Origin of the sequence: Rhodococcus sp. KBS0724 (assembly GCF_005938745.2) — a bacterium.
GTDB lineage: Bacteria > Actinomycetota > Actinomycetes > Mycobacteriales > Mycobacteriaceae > Rhodococcus_F.
Genome location: NZ_VCBX02000001.1, coordinates 5,213,122 through 5,237,273 on the forward strand (window position 1 = coordinate 5,213,122; position 24,152 = coordinate 5,237,273).

Below are 24,152 nucleotides of genomic sequence, written 5' to 3' on the forward strand. Positions count from 1 at the left end.
GCAGACAACTGCGACGGGCGTTCGACAATCCACTACCGAGGAGTTCACTTTCATGGAGGCAGGGCTCGGCATCGGTATCGGCTCGACAACTCTGGTGGCCGTCGTCGACAACCCCGACGACGCCGCCACAATCTCCCGGCGGACCGTGCGGAGCGAATGCGTCGTTCAACTCGACCCGAGCAGTGTCTTCACCGATTTCGTGGAGCGCGTAGGCGACCCAGTTCCACTGTTCGCCGCTGACGGGACCCCACATCGCGGCGAGGACCTCACGGCAGTGGCTGTTACGACGCTGATGCGCGACGCTCTCGCTGATCAGGACCGACCAAGCCACGTTGTCATCGCCCATCCTGCCTGGTGGAGCCGCCATGCAGTATCAGCCTTGGAAAAGTCCCTGTCTACCAGGATGATTCATGACAACACACCGGTAGACACAACATTGGTCGCCGAGCCGATCGCCGTGGCGGACTGGTTGCGCACGTCCGGTCACCCCGATTCAGATGGACTCACCGTTGTCTTCGATCTGGGTGCCAGATCACTCGACGTCACGGTGGTGACGACTACCGGCGGAAGTGCCACGATCGTCGGCAAATCCCTGCACTCCGACGACATCGGCGGAGACGAGTTCGACCATCTTGTCACCAGGCATCTGCTCACCGAACTCGATCACTATGCGCAGATCGATACGTCCGCCCCGGAAACTCTCGACGCGTTGACAGCGCTTCGTGGCCACGCCCGCGAAGCCAAGGAAACACTGTCGTTCGAGACCGAAACGGTTGTCCACGTTGACCTTCCCGGCGGATCCCACAACCTACGGCTTGTCCGCTCTGAACTCGAAGATCTACTCCGTCCGGCGATCACACGATCGGTTGCCTTGGTACACGAGGTGATGCGATCAGCCGGTGTCGAGTCGAACGACGTCAGTCACGTTGTTCTCGCGGGCGGCAGCTCGTCCATCCCACTGGTCGCGGAACTGTTGTCGTCCGAACTCCGGGTACCGATGATCGCCGCACCGGATCCGCAATCCTGCGCAGCGGCCGGAGCCGCAACTCGCGCAACCGAAATCGGGAGTACTGAGACTGCCGTCAAACAAACGCTGCCGAAACCTGTTCCGGTTCCAGCATTCTCGACGCCGATTGTTGTCGTTTCGGACCCCGAGGCCACATCGGCGGCACGACGCTCGTCCCGCGTAGGCATTGTCGCGGCTGTCGTCGGCGCGTGTGTGATCCTCGCGGCAGGTGGTCTCGGAATCGGCACCGCCGTGGACAAGATCAAGCCCGCTTCGAGTTCCGCCGACCCGAGTATCGAATCCTCTACTTCCGCAACAACGTCCAACGCAACAGCGCCATCGGGCACCGAAGCTGTCGCTGACGCCGTGCCGTCGACAGGCGGGGCCGTCGCCATCACCGGGTCACTCGCCCCCGGCACCCGGTCTGTTGGCGTTGCAACGACAGCCGGAACGGTTGCACCCGCCGCACCAGCCGCCGCGGAACCGACTGCTGCGGCGCAACCGGGCAGCGATCCCACGAACTCACAGCAGACTGTCGACGCCGGTCCGCCATTTCAGATCCCGCAGGTCCCGGCATTCGAAGTTCCGCAGCTCCCCGTTGTCGTCGCGCCACAATTGCCTGACCAACTGACGTTGCCCACGGCCATCCCGCGCTTTCCCGTCGGATAGTCGGGGCGTTCTTATCATGAACAGTGAATCTCCGTATATCCGTGACCTTCTGAGTACTGTCGACCTGGAGGCCAAGCCGCTGAGGTTGTTTGTCACCGGTTCCGGTGCAAGTGCTCGGCCACAGCTTCTTGCAGCGGTGCACCGACGCTTGATCGGCCGCGAAGCTGCCGTCGTGACAGGCGATTTCGCCACAGCCGACCGCGGACCCAATACCGTTGTCTTGATCGACAATGCGCTGGACCTCGACGCCGGCGAACGTGCGGTGGTCCTCGAGATGCTACGACGCACCAACATCTGCGCCGTCGTGGCGACGGACATGGTCGATCCGCGTCTGGCCGAAGCGGCGGCCGACTTTTCCACGACGGGTTCGGTTCTTCACCTGGACCGCTTGCGCTGCTCGGATATTCAGGCACTGGCGCACGGATACGGTCATGCGCTCACACCGGACGAGGCCGGCAATCTCGAGTCCTTGTCGGAGGGACATTTCGGCGCCCTCGACGCAGCCTTGCGATCACCGGTTCTCGAGATTCATACCGTCGGCGATGCACTTCGGGCGTACTTTGCCCGCGCCGTGGGCGCGCTCGATGCGCGGCAACGCGAGATTCTGTACATCTCGACTATCGTGCAGAATCTTGCACCCGATGAACTGGACTTCGACAGTCCGACGGACGCATTCGATCGCGCAGTGGGAACGGGACTGTTCGCGGCGCAATCACCCGCAATCGTCGAATCGCTAGCGCATCCTCTCGGAATCGGCCCGGAGCGGGCGGCACTGGATCGGATCCTGGGACGGCGCATCGAAGCGGGCGTTCTCGATATCGACACTGCTGTAAGACTTTTTGATGCCGGAGTCCGTCACCCGGCTCTCGCACACTACTTGTACGACGCTGCCCAACGCGCCACCCCCGCCGCGGCCGCGGACCTGTATCGGCGGGCGGCGGTGATCGAATCCCCTTCCGCCGAGACCATGCTGCACCACGCGGAGTGCGCAGCCTCCAGCGGCGACCTCGATACCGCTGTAAGCCTCACGGATTCGATACTGCACGATCAGAACGTACAAGACGCCGAACTAGCTGTTGCCGTGCGAATCTCAGCCGCGGTATCCGCCGTGTGCGGTCAGATCACGTCCGGCGCAGACCTCTACGCGTGGCTCGGCCCCGCGCGGGCAGACGCGGAATCAGCCTTCGGAGCAATCCTCCTCGTCGCGTCCGGCCGCATCGACGACGCCGGAGCGATGCTTGCCGGTGTCGGCGGCGCACCATCGCCAGGAAATACCGGCACCGGCCTGCTCGCCCGTGGACTCATGCAGTCGATGACCGGACCGCCGCCTATTGCGCTCAACACGATGTCCCGGGCACTGACTCTGCCTCGATCCCCTGGGACGTCGCGCTTTCAGGCCGATTCCCCTGCTGGCATTGTCGCCACCGCCCTGATGCACACCGGCGCCCACGATCGAGCACACGATGTCCTCGCGAAAGCAACTGCAACGCAAGATCGATCCAGTCATCTGTGGGCCCGTCATCAGATTCTTGCCGCGTGGGCTGCGCTGCTCGCCGGCACTGAAAATCCCGTCGCCGCTATCCCCGAATCAGCAATCACGGATTCCCTCGGTCAGCGCGACACACTGTTTCTCCGGGCGTTGGAAGTGGGTGTCGCCCGGAGGTTCGGCGACCTTGCGGACGTGCGCCGTACGTGGTCTCGGGCGTCGGGCACGCTCTTCGAATGCAGTGTCAATCTGTTCGATCTGTTACCAATCTGCGAATTATGGCTGGCCGCAGTTCGTCTCAGCGACACCGAACACGTCGACCATCTCATCGACGAGGCGCAGAATCTGTTGCGACAACTCGGCGATCCACCACTGTGGTCCTCGCTGTTTCACTGGTACGGCGTCCAGGCCGCGATTTTGGGACAGTCGCCGGCAGATCTGTTGCCGCACGCGCGTGCACTCTCGGAATCAGCCAAGGTCCACTCGTACTCCGCGGGTCTCGCCGAGGCCGGCCGCCAATGGCTGCTCGTACTTCAGGGGACGGTGAGCAGCGACGAAATAGAATCCGCTGCACGAACTCTGGATCGGATCGGCCACTCCTGGGACGCAGCACGCCTCGCGGGAGAAGCCGCGCTTCGGGCACCCGATACCAAGTCAGCAACAACGTTGCTTCAGCTCGCGCGTTCCTTCCGGGTCAACACACCTGAGCCTGGTTCATCGAGAGAAGATGCCCAGACAGTCCCCGACTCGCCCCTGACCGAGCGCGAACACGAGATCGCCGAACTTGTGGTGCTCGGACTCACGTACCGAGAAATCGGTGAGCGTCTCTATATCTCCGCCAAAACCGTCGAGCATCATGTCGCGCGCATCAAGCGGAAGGTCGGCGCGCAGTCGCGTTCCGAACTCCTGGTGGTCCTGCGCAGTCTCACGACACCAAACCTGCAATAGCTGAATATTTACCCTTCTGGCACAAATGGGGATTCGGATGATAGTTTTCACAGCCAGTGCAGGTTTCTACGGCGATGCGATGCGATAGCCGAATGAGGGGGATGCGGTGACCTGGGGAGTCGGACTCGACGTCGGCAACACACGTTGCACTGCGGTGATCGCCGTGCCCGACGCCGAACCGGTGATCATCGACCTCGAGTCCGTGCTGCACAACGCACCGGACGGCACCATTGCTCTGGGTTCGACCGAAGCACATTCACCGGGCGTACGACGGTTCCTCGACCGAATTGTCGCCCCTAACGAAGCGGAAATTGACACCGACACCGAAGCGGTCCCCGACCAGCGGACGCGCGGTGAAGAACTCGTCGCAACTGCGCTGTACTGCCTCGTCGCGGAAGTGCACCGCCTCACCGACCAACCGTTGCGCATTGTCGCCGCGATCCCGCCCAACTTTTCCGATCGATCTGTGGCCGCGCTGCGAACCGCGCTCGACAACATGGATCTCGACTACATCGAACTAGCACCCCACACCGAGGCCCTCGGCGCCTGCGACCTCGATTCCGACATGTCCCCGGGTGAGCGCTCGGCACGAGGCGCCGCGATTCTGGCCGTTCCGCGCGCGCCGCTAGCCGTGGTCCCCGACGTCGCGCAGTTGCCGGAGCCGGAAGACACCCCCGACACAACAGAAGACGCACCGAGTCGGCGGCCCGTCTACATCGCGGCCGCCGTCGCCGGTCTCCTTACTGCCGCGGCATGCGCGCTCGCAGTGTTCATCGGTCATGCCCCCACAACTCAGGTCCCGGAAATTCGTGACGCAGCCGTCCCGGTGTATGCGGAGGTCGCCGAGCCGCCTACCGTTCCCGTGACGGTTCACGAAGTTCCGATCCAGTTCCCCACTGCGGCTCCCGTGGCCGCCGTTCCGCAGAATCGCACCCCGGCCCAGCGATATCAGCCGCCCACCCAGGACGCTCTTATGGTCGACGAGTTCGATCAAGTTCCGACCGAAGACGAGAGCGTCGAACCGCTCGCAACGGACGACTACGACGTGGGCGGCGAGCCGACCAATCCCGTCGACCCCGGCACAACTGATCCGGAACCTGTCGACCCCGAACCTGTCGATCCCGAACCGGTCGACCCGCAGCCCACGGATCCCGAACAGCTCCCGGAAACAACTCCCTAGCTGCACATATCGAGTTCTCCCCGTCGAGGCCCCCGACCCCGCATCGGAGCCTTCCCCTATGGTGGGGCGGTACCTTCCGGCGTTACGGCCGAAAGACTCGAAGGGATTTCATGCGTAACTCGTCGGCGATCCGGACCGTTCTGGTCGGCGCCTCGGCACTTCTGCTCGCAACATCGTTCTCAGCCACAGCTTTGGCCGAACCGGCAGAACCCACATCCGAAACATCAGTCGAACAGCTCTCCGCGGATCAGCTACCCGCCGAACTGGTCGAGGCGATCAGCCGAGATCTGAAGATTTCTCCGCAGGAGTATCTCGATCGCGCCGCCAAGGCCCAGGAGTTGGGTGCGTACGCCGAGAATTTCCGGTCCTCCCGCCCCGGCGATTACGCGGGCTCGTGGATGAACCTCGACGGTCAACCAGTTGTGGCGGTCACCAGCGCCGACGCAGCACGCGTCGCCGCCGCCGACGGATTTGTCACGCATGTGGCACCGGTCTCCGCCGGCAGTCTGGAACAGAGCCTTGCCGACGTCAACGGATGGATCACGAAGCTGCCGGGCGATATCGCGATGGCCGTCAGCTCCACCTCCATCGACGTACTGAACAACCAGGTTGTCGTCGACGTTGCCAACAGCCCCGTCGGCAAAGCGCTCAACCTGCCCACGATGCTCGAGAACACCAAAATTCGGCTGAGCCCGGATGGCGGCGGCGCGATCGACGCGCGTGCACTCGGCGGCGACATCTACGTCACGTCACCGGGTCCGATCCGCGAGACACCGACCGAGGACATCTCCGTCTGCTCGTTCGGGTTCAATGCAGTCGACAGTCACGACAATGCGCTCAATATCAGTGCGGGACACTGCAATAAGGCCGAGGGAACGGCTGCACCCGTCTACCTGCCCAACCCGCAGAACATCGACGACAGCCTCCAGGTCGGCAACTTCGCCCAGTCCGCGGTAGGTCAGGCCGGCGAGGAACTCGACTATTCCGTCATCAAGCTCAATCAGGCGGGAGTGGACGCCGGACTCGACCGCGCATCGGTACGCGGCGCCGGTGGCACCACTCTCGAGATCACGGGCACCGCGCGCCCCGTCATCGGAGCACCGATGTGCAAGTCCGGTCAGGCCAGCTCCTTCACGTGTGGAGTAGTCGCGGCCGATCAGGTCGAAATCCAGCTTGTCCGCCCCGGCGGCGAATCACGCACCGTTCGCGGCTTTGCCGGAACAGCATGCACCCTTGCGGGCGACAGCGGCGGCGCCATCGTCACCGGAACGCTGGCACTGGGAATCACGAGCGGTTCCAACAGCACCGGCGCGCCCAACTGCACCGAAGCGAATCTTGTCCTCGCCATGTCCGGCGGAACCACCAACATCGGAATCCCCGTCGACAACATCACGCAGGCAGCAGACGCGGCCTCCGGCGGTGGCGTCGGATCCGGAATCCGGGTCCGCACAATCGGCTGATCACCGCGACCCACGCGTTGAAACGGGTGGGATTCGTGGGGAAGAACCCATATAGTCGTGTGCGACTGAGATACGGCTCGCCGAAAGGCGGGCCGTATCCGCGTGCACCCAGGGGGGCCGCACGCGGTCAACGAAGCGGAAAGGCCCACATGCGAAGCTCCACCGCACGTCGCGCCGCAGTGTTCAGCTCGACAATGCTGCTGCTCCTCGGACCGATTGCCGCTGTTGCGAGTGCCGAACCATCTACACCCGGCGTGTCCGACCAGGCAGCACATCTGCCCGTCGAACTCGCCGAGGCGCTCCAGCACGATCTGGCATTGACGCCTGATCAGTACCTGACGCGCTCCGAACTCGCGCAGAAACTCGCCGAGTTCGCAGACATCGCGCGGGTGCAGTTCCCCGACAGTTTTGCCGGGGTGTGGCTGGACGAGCTCGGGCAGGGAATCGTCGCCTTGGCTTCCGGGGAGGGCAACGACGCTGCCCGCGCGGCCGCCGAGAAAGCCGGTTTCCGGGTCAACGACGTCGCACAAAGTGAATCGGCTTTGCAGGACGAGGTATCCGCGCTCAATACCTGGCTCGAGTCTCAGCCACCTGCCGTCGCAGATCTGGTTCGGGGAATCGCCATCGATGTTGTCGGAAACGGCGTCGAGTTGACCGCGGACCCCGCCGCCGGCCTGGCCCTGCCGGACTTCCTGAACACGACTGTCCTCCACGCCGCCGCGCCGATCTCCGTTCCGCCGATCGTTGTCGATCTGCTCCCGGCCACCGGTTCCCTGACCGGCGACGCCGCGCTCGGCGGCGACGCATACGGCGGAATCTCCGGTCTCAACGGGTTCAAATGTTCCTTCGGTTTCAACGGAACCGACGCCTCCGGCCGCACCGTCAACATCAGTGCCGGACACTGCGACCCCAACCGCATCGCCGCCGGTACGCAGTACGCCTCCGAAGCCTTCCCACTCGTCAACAACCAGCCGGGACCGCGAGTCGGATACTTCGCCAAGAGCGTGTTCGGGCCGCGGGACTACTCGATCATCAACATCGACGACCAGGCGAAGTACCGCTTCGACAACAACAGCGTCCGGGTTCCCTTCAACCGATCCGTCAACATCGACGGGGTTGCCGATCCCGTTGTCGGCGCACCGGTCTGCAAGGCAGGATCAACAACCGGGTACAGCTGTGGCGTTGTCACCAGCGTCGATCGAAGTGCTGTGGTCTCGGGGCAGCCGATGTCCAACCTCTTCACCACCGACATCTGCGTCCTCCAGGGTGACAGCGGCGGCCCGATCGTGACCGGCACTCGGGCACTGGGCATCACCAGCGCGTCGACGGTGGCAACGTCCTCATTCTGCGAGGTCGCTCGGGCCGCAACACTCATCGGTAGCCCCCAGCCGATTCAGTACGGAACGCCCATCAAGGACATCCTCGCCGAAAACCCCGGCTTGAAAGTCCGCGACTACTGACCGCACCGCACCTACTGTGGCCCACCTCCTGTCGAGGTGGGCCACAGTTTTTTGATGCGAGCTTTGGCGCGAACGCGCCGTTTCTCTCCCACCCCTGCTGGTGCGAACGTACCTTTCATCGCCTTGGATGCGCCGAAAGGTACGGTCGCTCCGGGCGGGTCGGTCGGTACCGCCAAAACAGCGCAGACGGCAGGTTAGGGCTGCCTGATTAAAGAGGGCGAGATACGCACCACCTAACGTGACGGTAGATATGTTTGCGCAACGGCCAAGCCCGTCGTTGCGGAATAATTGATCTCGCCAGGCCAAGCATGGTTACTCGCCGGTATACATACATGACACAAAAAGCTACTAGCGGGTAACATATGGCAGGTTAGTATCAGTGGGCTGTTCCCGAGGTGGCCGCCGCGTCGCCCTGAAATGAAAGGCCGCGACATGAATGCCCTGACGATCACGTTGGGCACCATCGGTGTGCTGCTGAGCCTCGTGTGTTGGTATTCCTTCATCGGTGGCGCGCTCAAGATGGTGAAGGTCGTCCAAATCGGCCAATCAGCACCAGACCGCTGGCGTCCGTTCTTCCCCCGCTTCAAGCAGATGGTCATCGAGTTCATCGCGCACACGCGCATGGCGAAGTTCCGTACCGTCGGCTGGGCTCACTGGCTTGTCATGGTTGGCTTCCTGCTCGGCGCCATCGTCTGGTTCGAGGCTTACGGCCAGACGTTCAACCCCGAGTTCCACTGGCCGATCTTCGGCAACTGGGCCATCTACCACCTGGTCGACGAAATTCTGGGCCTTGGCACCGTCATCGGCATCACGACGCTGATCGTCATCCGCCAGCTCAACCACCCGCGCCTGCCCGTCCGTCTGTCCCGCTTCGGCGGCTCCGATTTCAAGGCTGCGTACTTCGTCGAGACGGTTGTCCTCATCGAGGGCCTCGGCATGATCTTCGTGAAGGCCGGCAAGATCGCGACCTACGGACATGCCAATCCGTGGACCGACTTCTTCACCATGAACCTGGCCAAGCTGCTTCCGGCCAGCGCCATGATGGTTGCCATCTTTGCGTTCATCAAGCTGATGTCCGGCATGATCTGGCTCTACATCGTCGGCCGCAACATCACCTGGGGTGTTGCCTGGCACCGCTTCTCCGCATTCTTCAACATCTACTTCAAGCGTGAAGACGACGGCGGCGTCGCCCTCGGCGCAGCAAAGCCCATGATGTCCAAGGGCAAAGCCCTGACCATGGACAACGTCGATCCCGACACCGACACCCTCGGCGCCGGCCAGATCGAAGACTTCTCCTGGAAGGGCTGGCTCGACTTCACCACCTGCACCGAGTGCGGCCGCTGCCAATCCCAGTGCCCCGCCTGGAACACCGGAAAGCCGCTCTCCCCCAAGCTCCTCATCATGTCGCTGCGTGACCACGGCTACGCCAAGGCCCCGTACCTGCTCGCCGGTGGCCGCAAGGACATGGGCGGCGACGAAATCGGTCTCGTCGACGCCGACGGCAACGTCAACGACGCCGCCCTCGCCGCAATCCCGGAGGTCGCACGCCTTGAAGCCGACCGCAAACTCGTCGGCGAAACCGTCGAGGGTGAGCTGGCTCCGGTCATCGACCTCGAAACCCTGTGGAGCTGCACCAACTGCGGCGCCTGCGTCGAGCAGTGCCCCGTCGACATCGAACACGTCGACCACATCATCGACATGCGCCGCTACCAGGTCCTGATCGAATCGGAATTCCCGTCCGAGCTCGCCGGCCTGTTCAAGAATCTCGAAAACAAGGGCAACCCCTGGGGCCAGAACTCCAAGGACCGTCTCAACTGGATCAACGAGATGGACTTCGAGATCCCCGTGTACGGCAAGGACGCCGACACCTTCGAGGACTACGAATACCTCTTCTGGGTCGGCTGCGCCGGCGCCTACGAAGACCGCGCCAAGAAAACCACGAAGGCCGTCGCCGAACTGCTCGCCACCGCCGGCGTGAAGTTCATGGTCCTCGGCGCCGACGAAACCTGCACCGGCGACTCCGCACGCCGTGCCGGCAACGAGTTCCTCTTCCAGCAACTCGCGATGCAGAACATCGAAATGCTCAACTCCGTCTTCGAAGGTGTCGAGCAGAAGAAACGCAAGATCGTCGTCACGTGTGCGCACTGCTTCAACGCCCTCGGCAACGAGTACCCGGAGGTGGGCGGCGACTACGAGGTCGTGCACCACACCCAGCTGCTCAACCGTCTGGTGCGCCAGAAGAAGCTGATCCCCGTCGCGTCGGTGAGCGAAGACATCACCTACCACGACCCGTGCTTCCTCGGCCGTCACAACAAGGTCTACGACGCACCCCGTGAACTGATGGAAGCATCCGGCGCCAAGCTCGTCGAGATGCCGCGTCACGGCGAACGTTCCATGTGCTGTGGTGCCGGTGGCGCCCGGATGTGGATGGAAGAGAACATCGGCAAGCGCATCAACGTCGACCGCGTCGACGAAGCGCTCTCCACCAACCCCAAGAAGATCGCCACGGGTTGCCCGTTCTGCCGCGTCATGCTCAACGACGGCGTCACCGCCCGCCAGGAACAAGGCAAGGGCGAAGGCGTCGAGGTTGTCGACGTCGCTCAGCTGATGCTCAACTCCGTCACCCGCCTCGAATCCAGCCAGCTCACCGAGAACATCAAGGTGATCCCGCGCGAAAAGGCACCGGTTGCCGCGGCACCCGTCGTCGAAGAAGCCGCACCCGCCGCAGAAGCAGCCGCTCCGGCCGCTACCCCGGCAGCACCCGCTGCCGCCGGCAAGGGCCTCGCAATGAAGGGTCTGGCCAAGGCACCCGGCAAGGGACTCGGAATGGCAGGCGGGGCAAAGGCTCCCGGCGCCAAGAAGGCTGCTCCGGCAGCTGCCGAAGCTCCCGAGTCCGCAGCACCCGAAGCTGCACCCGCCGCAAAGCCCAAGGGCCTCGGCCTGGCCGGCGGAGCCAAGGCTCCCGGTGGCAAGGGTCTGCAGATGAAGGGCGCTGCCAAGGCACCGGGCGCAAAGGCTGCAGCCGCACCCGCTCCTGAAACTGCACCCGAAGCCGCTGCTCCGGCCGCACCCGCCAAGCCGAAGGGTCTGGGCCTGGCGTCCGGCGCCAAGGCTCCCGGCAAGGGCTTGCAGATGAAGGGTGGGGCAAAGGCTCCGGGCGCAAAGGCTGCTGAGGCCCCCGCCGCACCTGCTGCACCGGCCCCTGCAGCTGAGGCACCCCCCGCACCTGCTGCCGAGGCTCCCAAGGCTGCGCCGGTAGCCAAGGCCGGCGGGCTCGGATTCAAGTCGGGCGCAAAGGCTCCCGGTGCAAAGAAGGCAGCACCCGCTGCTGCTGCACCTGCCCCCGTTGCCGAACCGGTAGTGGAAGCAGCTGCACCTGAAGCTCCGGTCACCGAAGCACCAGCTGCCGAGGCTCCCAAGGCTCCGCCGGTCGCCAAGGCTGGCGGGCTCGGATTCAAGTCGGGCGCAAAGGCTCCCGGTGCAAAGAAGGCAGCACCCGCTGCTGCAGCACCTGCCCCCGTTGCCGAACCGGTAGTGGAAGCAGCTGCACCTGAAGCTCCGGCCACCGAAGCACCGACGACCGAAGCACCAGCTGCCGAGGCTCCCGCTGCTCCCCCGGCCGCAAAGCCGGGCGGGCTCGGATTCAAGGCAGGCGCAAAGGCTCCCGGCCGCAAGAAGTAATCGCGTCATCATCGAACGCCCTCGCCACTGCGGCGGGGGCGTTCGTGTTTGCCAGGCACAAGCGAGCAGGATATCTGGGTAGCGAGCACCCCTTCCAGCTTGCCGAAACCCTTGCTCGCTGCACACAAACATTGCTCACTGCGCACAAACCATGCACACTGCGCGACCTATCCACAGCCGGAGAAACCCGTCGGCCCACATGTGCTCCGATGCACCAGGATTGTTCGGCATGGGGGAACAACCGCACATCGTCCGCAGACCTGAGCATCTCGCCACCGGCGGCACCGACTCCGAGATCCGTCGCAGCTGTGTCAGCGGCGACTGGACCCGCCTACATCGCGGCGCCTACGTGTCGACGCAGCCATTCACGGAACTCGACGCACATGCGCGGCATCGTCTGCAGGTCCACGCGATAGCCAAGGCAGCCACGTCCGACGCGGTTGTCAGTCATACCTCCGCGGCAGTGCTGCACGGCCTCGAATTGTGGAACACTCCGCTCCGTCTGGTTCACCTCACGCGAAAGCGTCGAGGTGGCGGCAGCACGTCCACTCACAGGCAGGTGCATTCCGCATTGTTCACCGCAGACGAAGTCACGACAGTCGACGGTCTGCGGGTGACAACGCTTGCGCGCACGGTGGTCGACCTCGCTCGTTCACTGCCCTTCGAACCGGCCCTGGTCGCGGGAAACTCGGCCCTCCACCGCACACCGCTCGCTCTGGACGACGTCACCTCGAACCTGGCTGGGGTGCCGCGTCATCCGTCGCACCGCCATGCCTTTCATGCGATCGACGCGATGGATGGCCGGATCGAAAGCGTCGGCGAGTCACGGAGTTTGGCGCTCTTTGTCTCCGAGCACTTGCCGATGCCCGAACCGCAAGTCCAGATCAGTGATGCTCGCGTCGATTTCTTGTGGCGGGGGCACCGCACTGTCGGGGAGTTCGACGGCCGAGTCAAGTACGGCCGCTTCGTTCCCGTCGGCCGCACCCCAGGAGATGTGCTCTGGGCGGAGAAACTCCGTGAAGACCGTCTGAGGGATGCGGGTTGGCAGGTGGTTCGTTGGACGTGGGCGGACTTGTCGACGCCGTTGGTGGTCGCGGATCGGATCCGTGCGGCGTTCGAGCGCGGCCGCACCCCATAGCCGGCCGCCCAGCGAACCCTGCAAGTGAGCACAGTTTCTGCCCAGTGAGCACCCGTACCAGCGTGCCGCACACCATGTTCACTGCACACAAACCATGTCAGCTTCCCCACAATCACTGATCCCCGAGGACCAAGTACCCGAATTGTCCGCTTGGCCATCCGCCAAGAGTTCAGACCGGTTAGTCTGCAGCCACGCGGACTCTTGCAGTGGCAGTGCCACTTACAGTGGCACTCACCCTCTTCCCCGGCACTGCAGGAGCCGCAGCCAACGGCAGTACGTCGGTGACTCATCTTGCCCCCGAGAAGAACTGGGCGGTCACGATCCTCCTGGGCAGCAGCTACACCTCGTGAGTCCACAGCTTCAACTGCGGAACACCTGGCGGCGTGAACCCGAGCACTTGACCGTAGAAGGACAGTTCCGCGTTGCGTGAGCTGATGATCGTGGATTGCTTACGGAATCCGTGGGATTCGCCTTCGTACGCCAGATAGGCATGCGGAATACCTTTCGCTACCAGCGCATCTCGAAAGCGTTCGGCTTGTGACGGCGGAACGATCGGATCGTCGAGGCCTTGCAGCAGCAGGACCGGGCAGTTCAATCCGTCGACGTTGTTGAGCGGTGCACGCTCGGCGTACAGGGCGGCAGATTCCGGCAGCGGCCCGATCAGTCCGTCGATGTACCGCGACTCGAAGTCGTGGGTTTCCTTGACAAAGCCGTCCAGTTCGGCCACACCGTAATAGGAAGCGCCGCAGGCAAAGACGTCGGACGTTGTCAGAGCAGCCAGCACGGTCCAGCCGCCCGCAGATCCGCCTTCGATGGCCAGACGGGCAGAGTCGGCAAGCCCTTGCTCGGCGAGTCCCGTGACCGCGGTGATCACATCCTGGACATCAACGACGCCCCACTGCCCACGCAGACGATTGCGGTACTCGCGGCCGTAACCGGTGGACCCGCCGTAATTGACGTCCACGACGCCGATTCCGCGACTGGTGAAGTACGCGTACACAAGGTTCAGGGCGGGCGCGATGTGCGCGGTGGGACCGCCGTGCACAAAAGCCACGTATGGCGGAAGTTCACCGTCTTGGCCGCGGTATCGGGGGTTGCGGGGCGGATAGGCAAATGCGTGGACTTCGCGGCCGTGCCCGTGCGCGACAACGGTCCGTGCTTCTGGGAGGTACGCGGATTCGGGAAGCGCGTCGACGGACAGGCGGACCTCGCGCAGCGCGCCGGTCCCCAAGTCCAGTTCACGCAGCCCGGTAGCCAGTTTTGCGCCGCCGCTTTTGATCAGCAGTTGGTCATCGCGCACCTGCATGAGGCCGATGCTGGTGACACCGGAGACGTCGATGTCGCGCAGTTCGCCGGTGTCGGGGTCCAGCATCGCGAGGGTATCCGTGCCGAAAGTGCGCACAGTCAACAGTTTTCCATTGCCCAGCACCTCGTACCAGCGGGCGCCGAACTGCCACAGTGCATCGCCGAAGTCTGCGTCCACCGGGCAGACCGGCGCCACCTCTGCGCCGACCCGATAGATATTCCACCACCCGCTGCGATCACTGACCACGTACAGTTCGTCGCCCGAGATCCATTCCGGTTGCAGCACAGATTCTTCCGTGCCGCCGAGAAGAACTCGATACGGACCGGCCACCCCGTCGACCAGGTCCGCGACCCGCAGTTCGGTTCCGTCCCACGGCATCTGCGGGTGATTCCAGGCGATCCAGGCGATTTTGCTTCCGTCCGGGGACAGCCGTGGGTAGGCAAGGAAATCCGAACCGCCGACGATGCTGCGAATCTCGCCCGATCCGTCGAGCGGGATGGCGCAGATGTCGCGCGTGATCGTGCCGCCGGGCGCGTGGGACTCGCGCACGGCCCACACGTCGGCGTCGACGATCGACAAATCCGCGTATCGCACCGACGACGATGTCGGAGGTGTCAACGCTCGCGGCGTGAGACCTTCGAGGATGTACACGCGCTGATCGGAGAACTCGCTGAAAACCAACCGTCCGGCGTCCGTGACCGTCCAGGCGCCGCCGCCGTACTCGTGAACCCTGGTGCGTGCGTTCCACGGCGCGGGCAGTACGTCCACGGGCTGATCGTCGAGCCCCAACCGACGGATCGCCACGCGCCCACCTTCGGTTGGCCGCAGTTCCGCCCACCACACCTCGTCGCCGACGTAGCGGCCACCTTCTACCGGGTGACCTCCGTTGGCCAGATCTGCTGCGTCGATGGGCGATGCCCACGATCCGTACGGTGCTGCGATCACGTCGGTCGGCGTCATGCGCCTCAGGATAAGCCAACCCAGTAAGCCAACCCAGACAAGCCGACCGAGGGACGAGCCAACCGAACAGACGGTGCCTTCGATCCTGCCCGGAAGAATCCACTTGCGCACAGGTGGAATCATGTAACTCGTGAGCACACCAGAACCCGTCCGCCATCGTCAGCCGCAGCGCGAGCTGGAGCAGTCGTCGAAGCTCCAGAACGTCCTGTACGAAATCCGTGGACCGGTGCACGCGCATGCCGCCCGGCTGGAGGCGGAAGGGCACCGGATCCTCAAGCTCAACATCGGAAACCCCGCACCGTTCGGTTTCGACGCACCGGACGTGATCATGCGCGACATGATCGCCGCGCTGCCCTACGCCCAGGGGTACTCGGAGTCCAAGGGCATTCTCTCGGCCAGGCGCGCGATCGTGACTCGGTACGAGCTGGTTCCCGGCTTCCCCGAGGTGGACGTCGACGACATCTACCTCGGTAACGGCGTGTCCGAGCTGATCACCATGACCATGCAGGCCCTGCTCAACAACGGCGACGAGGTGCTGATCCCCGCGCCGGACTACCCGTTGTGGACGGCGATGACCAGCTTGTCCGGCGGCACTCCGGTGCACTATCTGTGCGACGAGGCCAACGACTGGAATCCCGATATCGCTGATATCGAATCCAAGATCACCGACAAGACCAAGGCCCTGCTGGTCATCAACCCGAACAACCCCACGGGCGCTGTCTACTCGATGGAGATTCTCCAGCAGTTGGTCGACCTCGCTCGCAAGCATCAGCTTCTCCTGCTCGCCGACGAGATCTACGACAAGATCTTGTACGACGACGCGAAGCACATCTCGCTTGCGTCGTTGGCTCCCGACCTTCTGTGCCTGACGTTCAACGGCCTCTCGAAGGCGTACCGCGTTGCGGGCTACCGTTCGGGCTGGGTAGCGATCACCGGCCCGAAGGAGCACGCCGGCGGCTTCCTCGAGGGTCTCGACCTCTTGGCGTCGACGCGCTTGTGCCCGAACGTTCCGGGTCAGCACGCTATCCAGGTGGCGCTCGGTGGCCATCAGAGCATCGAAGACCTCATTCTCCCCGGCGGACGTCTCCTCGAGCAGCGCGACGTCGCGTGGGAGCGCCTGAACATGATTCCCGGCGTCTCGTGTGTCAAGCCGCGTGGTGCGCTATATGCGTTCCCGCGCCTGGATCCGAATGTTCACGAAATCCACAACGACGAGAAGCTGGTTCAGGATCTACTTCTGCAGGAGAAAATCCTGATGGTTCAGGGAACGGGCTTTAATTGGCCCGATCATGACCATTTGCGAATCGTTACTCTTCCGTGGGCCCGTGACCTCGCTGTGGCAATTGAACGGTTCGGCAACTTCCTAACGAGTTACAAACAGTAAAAGCTGGGAAACCCACTGGCCACAGCGGTGGACATTTGACCAGTTTGTTTTCCCACGAATGCCCCGCACAGATAAATGTGCGGGGCATTCGTGCGACCTTGGTCACAAATTTACGGAACCGATCGGTTTGGTTGAGTGTTTGACTAGTCGCGACCTGCCGCAATGTTAAAAACAGCGCAAATGGTCCGATATTCGTTGTAAATTAGTAGCAAGACATTGCACCAGATTGGTTTGAAATTGGGTACATTGGTTTCAGCACTTCGGTGCCGCGAGCACCTGGTATCCCTCCCCCCCCCTGTGGATACCAGGTTGGTGGCGGGGACAACCCCCCCTGTTCCCCGCCACCCAGCTCGAAACCTTCCGGCCTCGCAGCCATTCACACCTCACCGCCATTCACACCTCACAGCCATTCACAGCAACTGCCGCTAACATGGCACCGGTGCAAATCCCTAGTCCGACACTCAGTTTCCGATGAGCCACGGTCACGGCCACAACCATGACGGTCCACTCCACATCGGAGCCACTGCTGCCCGCGTTGTTGTCGGCATCCTCACCGTCGTCGGTCTAGCCGTACTCGTCGGCGTCATTGCGCTCTGGCCGGACAAGGCCAACATAGACATCCCGTTGCCGTTTCAGAATTCCGACGGCGGGTCAGTGGTCACGGAGGCCGGTACGGTCACCCTTCAGGATATCGGCGCCTGCGGAAGTGTCTCGGCGGGAAGACCATTCGTCGGCGAACCGGCACCACCGGCAAATACGAGCTACCAGTGTCAGCGAAGCATCGTCGATATCGAATCGGGGCCGAACGCCGGAACCCAGACACTGCTCGAGATCATTCCCGGCGCAGGCCAACCCGATTTGCGGGTCGGCGAGCACATTCGACTGCTTCGCCAAACCGATCCGACCGGAGCGACGCAGTATTCGTTCGAGGACTACTCCCGCGGGTTGCCGCTGACGCTGATCGTCGTGATCTTTGCCGTGGTGATCATCGCGGTGGCCCGGTGGCGCGGATTGCGGGCACTACTCGGCCTTGTGGTGGCGTTCGGCGTGGTGGTCGGCTTTCTGCTCCCCGCTTTGTTGGACGGAAAACCCGCGATACCCGTTGCTCTGGTGTCTGGCGCCGTCATTTTGTACGCCGTCTTGTATCTCGCCCACGGGGTCTCACTCCGAACCAGTTCTGCGCTACTCGGAACCCTCGCCGCCATGGTTCTTGCTGCGGTGCTGTCTTACCTGTCGATCGAACTGACACAACTCACCGGACTCTCCGAAGAGCAGAACACCAACGTGCAGACCTACATTCAGCACGTGGACATCACGGGGCTCCTGCTCGCCGGTTTCATCATCGGCTCGCTGGGTGTGCTCAACGACGTCACGATCACCCAGGCGTCGTCGGCATTCGAGTTGGCGCAGTTGGACAAGGGCGCGACCCGACGCCAGGTCTTTGCCGGCTCGATGCGTGTGGGTCGCGATCACATCGCCAGTACCGTCTACACCTTGGTCTTGGCGTACGCGGGCGGCGCTTTGCCGTTGTTGCTGTTGTTCAGTGTCAGTGGTCGTCCGCTGGGCGACGTTCTGGTCGGCGACGCCGTGGCCATCGAAATTGTGCGATCTGCTGTCGGCGGCATCGCGCTTGCGCTGTCGGTTCCGCTCACGACGGCGATCGCAGTGCTCCTTGCCCGTCCGCCGGGAAGTTCGACGCCCGCTGCGGCGACCGGTGGTCGTCACTCCAAGCGGTAGCTCACCAGCCTGGCGCTAGTTCAGACCCGCTAGTTCAGACCAGGGATGGGCGGCAGAACGGGAAGCAGGATCGGCGGCAGCCCAGGAATGTAGAGGGCCGGCGGCGGCGCGGGTGCGGGCGCCGGTGGGACGTACGGCGCCTCATAGGGGGCCTCGTACACGGGAGCTGCCTCCGTCACCGGAGGCGGCTCCGTTGTGGTGGTCGGTGGCGGCGTTGTGGTGGTGGTCGGAACCGTCGTCGACGGAGTTTGTGTTGTGGTGACCTCGGTTGCTACCGGACCGGCTTCACCCGAATCGCCGAACACCTTCCCGCCGTAGCCCATTCCCAGGCCGACGATGACAATTGCGGCAACGACACCGGCTCCCAGTCCGGCAAATCGAAACTGCCTGCCGGGCTCCGGGGTGGCTGTCTCGTCGTGCGAAGTGGCGGCGAGCCAGGTGGGTTGTCCCGCACTGACGTCCTCGTGAACAGCCGAGTACGCCTGGGCATCGACCATGACGGGTTCTTTGAAATCTGGTTCGTCACCGTCGTAGTCGGGGGCCGGGTGAGCCTGGGTGGGTAGCGGCTCGGGCTCGGGCGCCACCTGAGCGTGCGCGGGCACGTGGAGATCGGCACTCACGGGCCCTGGCCCGGTCATCGTTGCCAGGCCGCCATGTGTAAATGCCTGGACGGGCGCGGGCACCGCAGCGGGAGTGTTGATCGGGTACGGCGCAAAGATCGGCGCCACTGCCTGGGTCGCAACAGTCACGGCGGGCACGGCGACGGGTTCGCGGCGGGGCGCGCCGTCTGCCAGCAGTGCGGCTCCCTGGGTGGCGAGAAGGTCTGGCTGTTCCGGCGCTATGACGGGGATTTCGATCCACCGTTCCAGCACGGTGCGAATGATGGGGACTCTGGCGCCGCCGCCGATCAGTACAACGGAGTCCGGGCGCCGACCGGAGGTGGCAATCACCTCACGGACCTCTCGGGCCAGAGCCTCGACGCTGGGCGCGACCAAGGAATCGAAGACTTCTCGCGACAGGAGTAGTAATCCGCCCGGTCCGGGGAGGCAGACGGCGCTGCGGGTCGAGAGTTGTTCCTTGGCCAGTCGGCTCCGGGCTTGAAGTTCTGCGATGCCTTCGGGATCGGTGGGCGTCGCGATTCGGCGTCGTTCGGTCTGATCGAGGTAGACGAGTGCGTCGAACTGGTCGCCGCTGACTTGACTGGATCTTGCGGTGACGATGGTTGCGCCGGTGGTGCGATCGAGGACGTCGACGGTTGCGCCGGTGGCGCCGAGATCGATGACTACCAGGGTGTTCTGTGCGCCGAGCGTTCCCGGTTCCTCGAGCATCCGAAGAATTGCCGCCGATTCGGGTATCAGTCGGTAGTTGTTGATCCGGCCACGATCGAGTGCCTGGGTGAGGGCGCCGGCCTGGGTTTGATCGCGGTAGACGACAGCGACGGAGTTGGCTTGGCCGGCGAATTCCGCGAGGGCGACGCGAATGGAATCCGCTGCGACGTCTTCGGGGCTTTCATGTCCGCGCACGATCGCTCGGGATCGAAATACCGGCCCACCGTGCTCCGGCGCTCCCGGGCGTGCCAAGCGCACAGCGCTCGCCCCCACTGTTACACCGAGCACCAAGTTCATGAGCCACCTTCGTCGACTGCAAACAGATCCAGGAGCAGATCCGTCACCTTCCGGCGGGAAGTCTACCCATTCGATTGCATCGGGGAGATGTACCGAGCCGAACCGACCGTACAGCTGGCAACTTGTCAGTTATTTTGTCTTAGCTCTCATCGCCCTACCCCGCGATAGATCCAGCCGGCTGATCGCCAGAGTGACGGGTCGAGGCAGTTGCGGCCGTCAATGATCACCCGGCCGTGCACAACCGAATCCAGCTGTGACGGTTGAAGTTCGACAAACTCAGACCATTCGGTCGCAACCAGCACGGCGTCTGCACGCTTGCACGCCTCTGACGTCGACGTTGCATAGTTGAGCGTAGGAAAAACAGTGCGCGAATTCTCTATAGCCTTGGGGTCGTACACCGTCACGCTCGCGCCGTGCAGTTGCATCATGCCCGCGACATTCAGTGCGGGCGAATCGCGCACATCGTCCGATTCGGGCTTAAAGGCCGCTCCGAGGACAGCCACGTTCATTCCCAGCAAACTGCCGCCGCAGGCCTGCGTCACCATCTCGAGGACCTTGGTTCGGCGTCGCATGTTGATGCTGTCCACCTCGCGGAGGAACGACAAGGCTTGGTCAACACCCAGCTCTCCGGCCCGCGCCGCGAACGACCGAATGTCCTTCGGCAGGCAACCGCCGCCGAATCCCAACCCGGCGTTCAGGAAGCTTCGGCCGATCCGCGCGTCGTGCCCGAGGGCGTCAGCTAACACGGTGACGTCGGCTCCGGTTGCCTCGCAGATTTCCGCGATCGCGTTGATGAAGGAAATCTTCGTGGCCAGAAAGGCATTTGCCGAACCTTTGACGAGCTCCGACGTCGCAAGGTCGGTGACCAGAAATGGGATGCGCGCGTCCAGCATCGCGGCATAGACATCCCGAAGAGCAGATTCGGCGGTGCCGGGGTGATCGCGATCGACGCCGACAACTAACCGGTCCGGACGCAAAGTATCTGCGACGGCTTTTCCTTCGCGTAGGAATTCGGGATTCCACGCCACCTCGACGCCGTCGCCGGCCGGTGCGGCGGCCCGAGCCCGCGCGCCTAGCCGTGCGGCCGTCCCCACGGGAACTGTCGACTTCCCGACAATGACGGCCGGGCGCTCCAATAGTGGTGCCAGCGTGTCGATCACGGCATCGACGTGACTCATGTCTGCAGCCTTCTCGCCGCGTTTCTGCGGAGTGCCCACACAGAGAAAATGTAGATCGGCGAACGCCGACGCCTCCGCGTACGACGTCGTGAAGCGCAGTCGCCCGGATTCGAGATTCCGCGTCAACAGTTGTGCCAGTTCGGGTTCGAAGAACGGAATCTGCCCACTGCACAGCATTTCGACCTTCGCGGCGTCGATGTCGACGCCCAGAACCTCGTGTCCCAGCTCCGCCATACACACGGCGTGGGTCAGCCCCAGGTACCCGGTCCCGAACACGGTCAGTCTCATGAGTAGTTTTTAGTTCCCGGCGGCAGACGGTGCGGGAACACAAAGTGGTCGACGTGCAAACATTTCGAGACATCACGGTGCCGCATTTATGGCGGTGCCCCTTTATGGTGCCGCATTGTGGCGGTGCCCCTTTATGATTGAGGACATGCACATCCTCTTTGTCTGCACCGGAAACATCTGCCGATCACCAACAGGGGAACGCCTCACGCAGGCATTCGCGGAAGAAGCGGGAATCGCCGATCTCACGGCGTCGAGTGCCGGTACGCGCGCCCTTGTCGGACATGCGGTGGAGCCGACCGCGGCACTGGTATTGGAAGGGTTGGGAGGCGATCCCACCAATTTTCGCGCTCGCCGGCTTACTACGGCAATCGCGTCCGAGGCCGATCTTATTCTGGCTATGACGGAGCGTCATCGCGACAAGATTCTGGCGTTGGCGCCAACGCAGTTCAAACGAACTTTCACGTTACGTGAGGCTGCTCGGTTAGCGGAAGAATCTGATGCAACAACGGTTGCCGAACTTGCGGTCGCCCGCCCGCGTTATCACATTCAGGAAAGTGAAGACGTTGCGGACCCTATTGGCGCCGATGAGGAAACTTTCCACGCGGTTGGTCTGGAAATCGCCACTCTTCTGGGGCCGTTGCTACGGCGCATTGCCATTACCGCTCAATAGGACTTCGTTTGCCGATTTCTCTCGGCAAACATTGCCCTCAGACAGAAAACAGCCCCTGTCCAGCTCAGTTGGACAGGGGCTGTTCTGTTAGCTACTACGCACTCACGTTCAAGATCGACCCGATGCCCTTGCCGATGAATGCCAGAATGGCATCAACAGACGGGACACCGATTTCTGCGCTGAAAGAATACAGGGAACCGAGCATGAGATCCTCCGGATCATTAAGGTGAATGGCGGATTGCCACCGCCGTGATACTAACCGTTTTTAGCACATTCCGGGCATTTGGTCGGAGAAAAAGTGATCATTTCCGGACCAAAGTCCCGTTTATGTCCTCAGGCTGATTCCGCGTTAACAAAATCAATCGAGATAGCGATGTCCGTTTTCACTTGTCCGGAGCTGAAATTCCTGAGTTGGCGCATCATCGAACGGCATCGAGGGGTGCGGGGATTCCTCGGGAGCCTTCACAGGAGTTGCTTTCGGTTCTGCCGAGCCCGTCGCGGGCACTGACGCCTTCTTCAGGGCGCTGGCCTTGGCCGGAGCCGCAGAACCTGCGGAGGCTCCCGGTAGTGGCGCAGCTTCAGCGAGCGCAGGCACCGTCTTGTCGGTTTCGTAGTAGTACTTGTACTCGTATCCACCGCCCCGCTTGTTCGCGGGCGTCATCGTGATGACGGTGCCCAGGATGCGTGCGCCGACGCTCTGAAGATTGCCGACGGCCCGGGCAAGCTGATCCCGCTTGGTCGTGGCGTGGCGCGCAATTACCAAGGCGCCGTCTGACATTGCGGTCAGGACTGCTGCATCCGTTACCGGAAGCAGCGGCGGCGCGTCGATGATGACGTACTCGAAGCGATTACGAAGTTCGGCAAGAACCTGTCGGGAGTGATCAGTGCCGAGCAATTCGCTCGGGTTCGGCGGAATAGGTCCTGAGGCAAGGACAACCAGATCGCCGTGCGTTGTCGGCTGCAGTACGTCGTCGAGTTGCGCTTGACCGGCCAGGACCGAGCTGAGGCCGACAGTGCCGATCATGCCGAGGTACTTCGAGACTCGCGGCTTACGCAGGTCGCCTTCCACGAGGCAGACCGACTTTCCGGCCTCGGCGAGAACCAGAGCGATGTTGACGGCCGTCGTCGTCTTACCTTCTGCGGACAGCGAACTCGTGACAACGATGACGCGTGGCGGGTTGTCCACTTCGAGGAACTGAAGGTTGGTACGAAGCTCGCGGTAGGCCTCCGCGCTGGCAGAGTTGCCCTCGTTGAATTCGATGGTGTGCTTGGTCTGCATTTCCTTGTCGAAGGGAATGGTTCCGACCAACGCGGAGCCTGCCACCTCTTCGACTACGCGGCGGTCCTTGACAGTGTTGTCGAGGCGATCACGCAAGACTGCGAGCGCAATACCCAGAAGCAGACCCACTGCGGCGCCAAGTGCGATGTTGCGCTTGGTGTTCGGCGAGACGGGAGTCGTGGGTGTTCCCGCTTCCTGCTCGACGACCACACGGGCCGCCGGGGTTCCACCCGTCTCCGGGGTTTCCAATTCCTTTGCCATCAACACAAACTCGTCCGACAGCGCGTTGGCGATATCGCGTGCACGTTCAGGCGACGGGTCCTTCACGCCCACGTCGATCAGAACCGTGTCGGGTGCGGACGTCGCCACAACGCTAGCCGCGAGTTGGGCGGGCGTCATTCCGTTGACTGCATCGCTACCGAGCCGATCGATGGTGCGCTGTGCGAGGGTTTGTCCGGTCAGCAGCTTGGTGTACGACGTAACCCGCTGCTGCGACAGCAGGTTTCCCTGGTATGCCTCGTTGACGGAGCTTCCCAGTGTGGTGGACACGAACAGCCTGGTAGAGGCCTGGTAGATCGGGGTCGAGATCAGCGAGGCGCCCAACGCGCCGAGAATCGCGACAACGGTGACAACAGCAATGATCTTCCAGCGCGCCTGCAAAACCTTCAGGTAGTCCTGTACTTCCATCTTCAATCCC

General features: G+C 63.1%; 15 protein-coding genes. 11 read left to right on the forward strand and 4 right to left on the reverse strand.

Annotation, left to right across the window (positions count from 1 at the left end):
• Nucleotides 1-52 precede the first annotated feature (52 nt).
• The 8 genes from FFI94_RS24045 (at nucleotide 53) to FFI94_RS33825 (ending at nucleotide 13,378) form a co-directional block, all read left to right on the forward strand.
• A complete protein-coding gene (locus FFI94_RS24045; RefSeq protein WP_138870021.1) occupies nucleotides 53-1,675 on the forward strand; it encodes an Hsp70 family protein in 1,623 nt (540 codons plus the stop codon).
• 16 nt (nucleotides 1,676-1,691) lie between these two features.
• Entirely contained in the window at nucleotides 1,692-4,109 is a 2,418-nt protein-coding gene (locus FFI94_RS24050; RefSeq protein ID WP_138870022.1) for a helix-turn-helix transcriptional regulator, read from the forward strand.
• A 106-nt stretch (nucleotides 4,110-4,215) separates the two neighbouring features.
• Nucleotides 4,216-5,289: a hypothetical protein gene (locus FFI94_RS24055; RefSeq protein WP_138870023.1), complete on the forward strand. Its 1,074-nt coding sequence runs from the start codon at nucleotides 4,216-4,218 to the stop codon at nucleotides 5,287-5,289.
• Nucleotides 5,290-5,399: 110 nt separating this feature from the next.
• Nucleotides 5,400-6,749 (forward strand): protease, encoded by a 1,350-nt coding sequence (locus FFI94_RS24060; RefSeq protein WP_138870024.1) that lies wholly within the window; start codon nucleotides 5,400-5,402, stop codon nucleotides 6,747-6,749.
• Between the two features lie 149 nt (nucleotides 6,750-6,898).
• Entirely contained in the window at nucleotides 6,899-8,209 is a 1,311-nt protein-coding gene (locus tag FFI94_RS24065) for a S1 family peptidase (protein ID WP_138870025.1), read from the forward strand.
• Between the two features lie 432 nt (nucleotides 8,210-8,641).
• Complete coding sequence (locus FFI94_RS24070) at nucleotides 8,642-11,890, forward strand: (Fe-S)-binding protein (RefSeq protein WP_138870026.1); 3,249 nt, start codon at nucleotides 8,642-8,644, stop codon at nucleotides 11,888-11,890.
• A gap of 229 nt (nucleotides 11,891-12,119) precedes the next feature.
• Nucleotides 12,120-13,028, forward strand: a complete 909-nt coding sequence (locus FFI94_RS24075) for a hypothetical protein (protein WP_138870027.1) — start codon at nucleotides 12,120-12,122, stop codon at nucleotides 13,026-13,028.
• A 206-nt stretch (nucleotides 13,029-13,234) separates the two neighbouring features.
• On the forward strand, nucleotides 13,235-13,378 hold the full coding sequence (locus FFI94_RS33825) for a hypothetical protein (RefSeq protein WP_185993303.1): 144 nt from the start codon (nucleotides 13,235-13,237) through the stop codon (nucleotides 13,376-13,378).
• On the opposite strand, the gene FFI94_RS24080 is transcribed toward FFI94_RS33825, so the two are convergent.
• Nucleotides 13,366-15,294 (reverse strand): prolyl oligopeptidase family serine peptidase, encoded by a 1,929-nt coding sequence (locus FFI94_RS24080; protein ID WP_138870028.1) that lies wholly within the window; start codon nucleotides 15,292-15,294, stop codon nucleotides 13,366-13,368. The two genes, FFI94_RS33825 and FFI94_RS24080, sit on opposite strands and share 13 nt — an antisense overlap.
• Before the next feature lie 130 nt (nucleotides 15,295-15,424).
• Between FFI94_RS24080 and FFI94_RS24085 the strand changes: the two genes are divergently transcribed.
• Together FFI94_RS24085 and FFI94_RS24090 are read left to right on the forward strand one after the other, a co-directional pair.
• On the forward strand, nucleotides 15,425-16,678 hold the full coding sequence (locus tag FFI94_RS24085; RefSeq protein ID WP_138870029.1) for a pyridoxal phosphate-dependent aminotransferase: 1,254 nt from the start codon (nucleotides 15,425-15,427) through the stop codon (nucleotides 16,676-16,678).
• Nucleotides 16,679-17,149: 471 nt separating this feature from the next.
• Nucleotides 17,150-18,415, forward strand: a complete 1,266-nt coding sequence (locus FFI94_RS24090; RefSeq protein WP_138870030.1) for a YibE/F family protein — start codon at nucleotides 17,150-17,152, stop codon at nucleotides 18,413-18,415.
• A gap of 29 nt (nucleotides 18,416-18,444) precedes the next feature.
• Here FFI94_RS24090 and FFI94_RS24095 read toward each other — a convergent pair whose 3' ends face one another.
• Both FFI94_RS24095 and FFI94_RS24100 read right to left on the reverse strand, forming a co-directional pair.
• Nucleotides 18,445-20,040 carry an Hsp70 family protein gene (locus FFI94_RS24095; protein WP_138870031.1) on the reverse strand — a complete coding sequence of 532 codons (1,596 nt, stop codon included), beginning with the start codon at nucleotides 20,038-20,040 and terminating at the stop codon, nucleotides 18,445-18,447.
• Between the two features lie 146 nt (nucleotides 20,041-20,186).
• Nucleotides 20,187-21,506, reverse strand: coding sequence for a UDP-glucose/GDP-mannose dehydrogenase family protein (locus FFI94_RS24100; RefSeq protein WP_138870032.1), 1,320 nt, complete (start codon nucleotides 21,504-21,506; stop codon nucleotides 20,187-20,189).
• 145 nt (nucleotides 21,507-21,651) lie between these two features.
• Between FFI94_RS24100 and FFI94_RS24105 the strand changes: the two genes are divergently transcribed.
• The gene (locus FFI94_RS24105; protein ID WP_138873376.1) at nucleotides 21,652-22,176 is read left to right on the forward strand and encodes a low molecular weight phosphatase family protein; all 525 of its coding nucleotides are present in this window, start codon (nucleotides 21,652-21,654) and stop codon (nucleotides 22,174-22,176) included.
• 358 nt (nucleotides 22,177-22,534) lie between these two features.
• Here the strand turns inward: FFI94_RS24105 and FFI94_RS24110 are convergent, their stop codons facing one another.
• A complete protein-coding gene (locus tag FFI94_RS24110; protein ID WP_138870033.1) occupies nucleotides 22,535-24,142 on the reverse strand; it encodes a polysaccharide biosynthesis tyrosine autokinase in 1,608 nt (535 codons plus the stop codon).
• Between the last annotated feature and the right edge of the window lie 10 nt (nucleotides 24,143-24,152).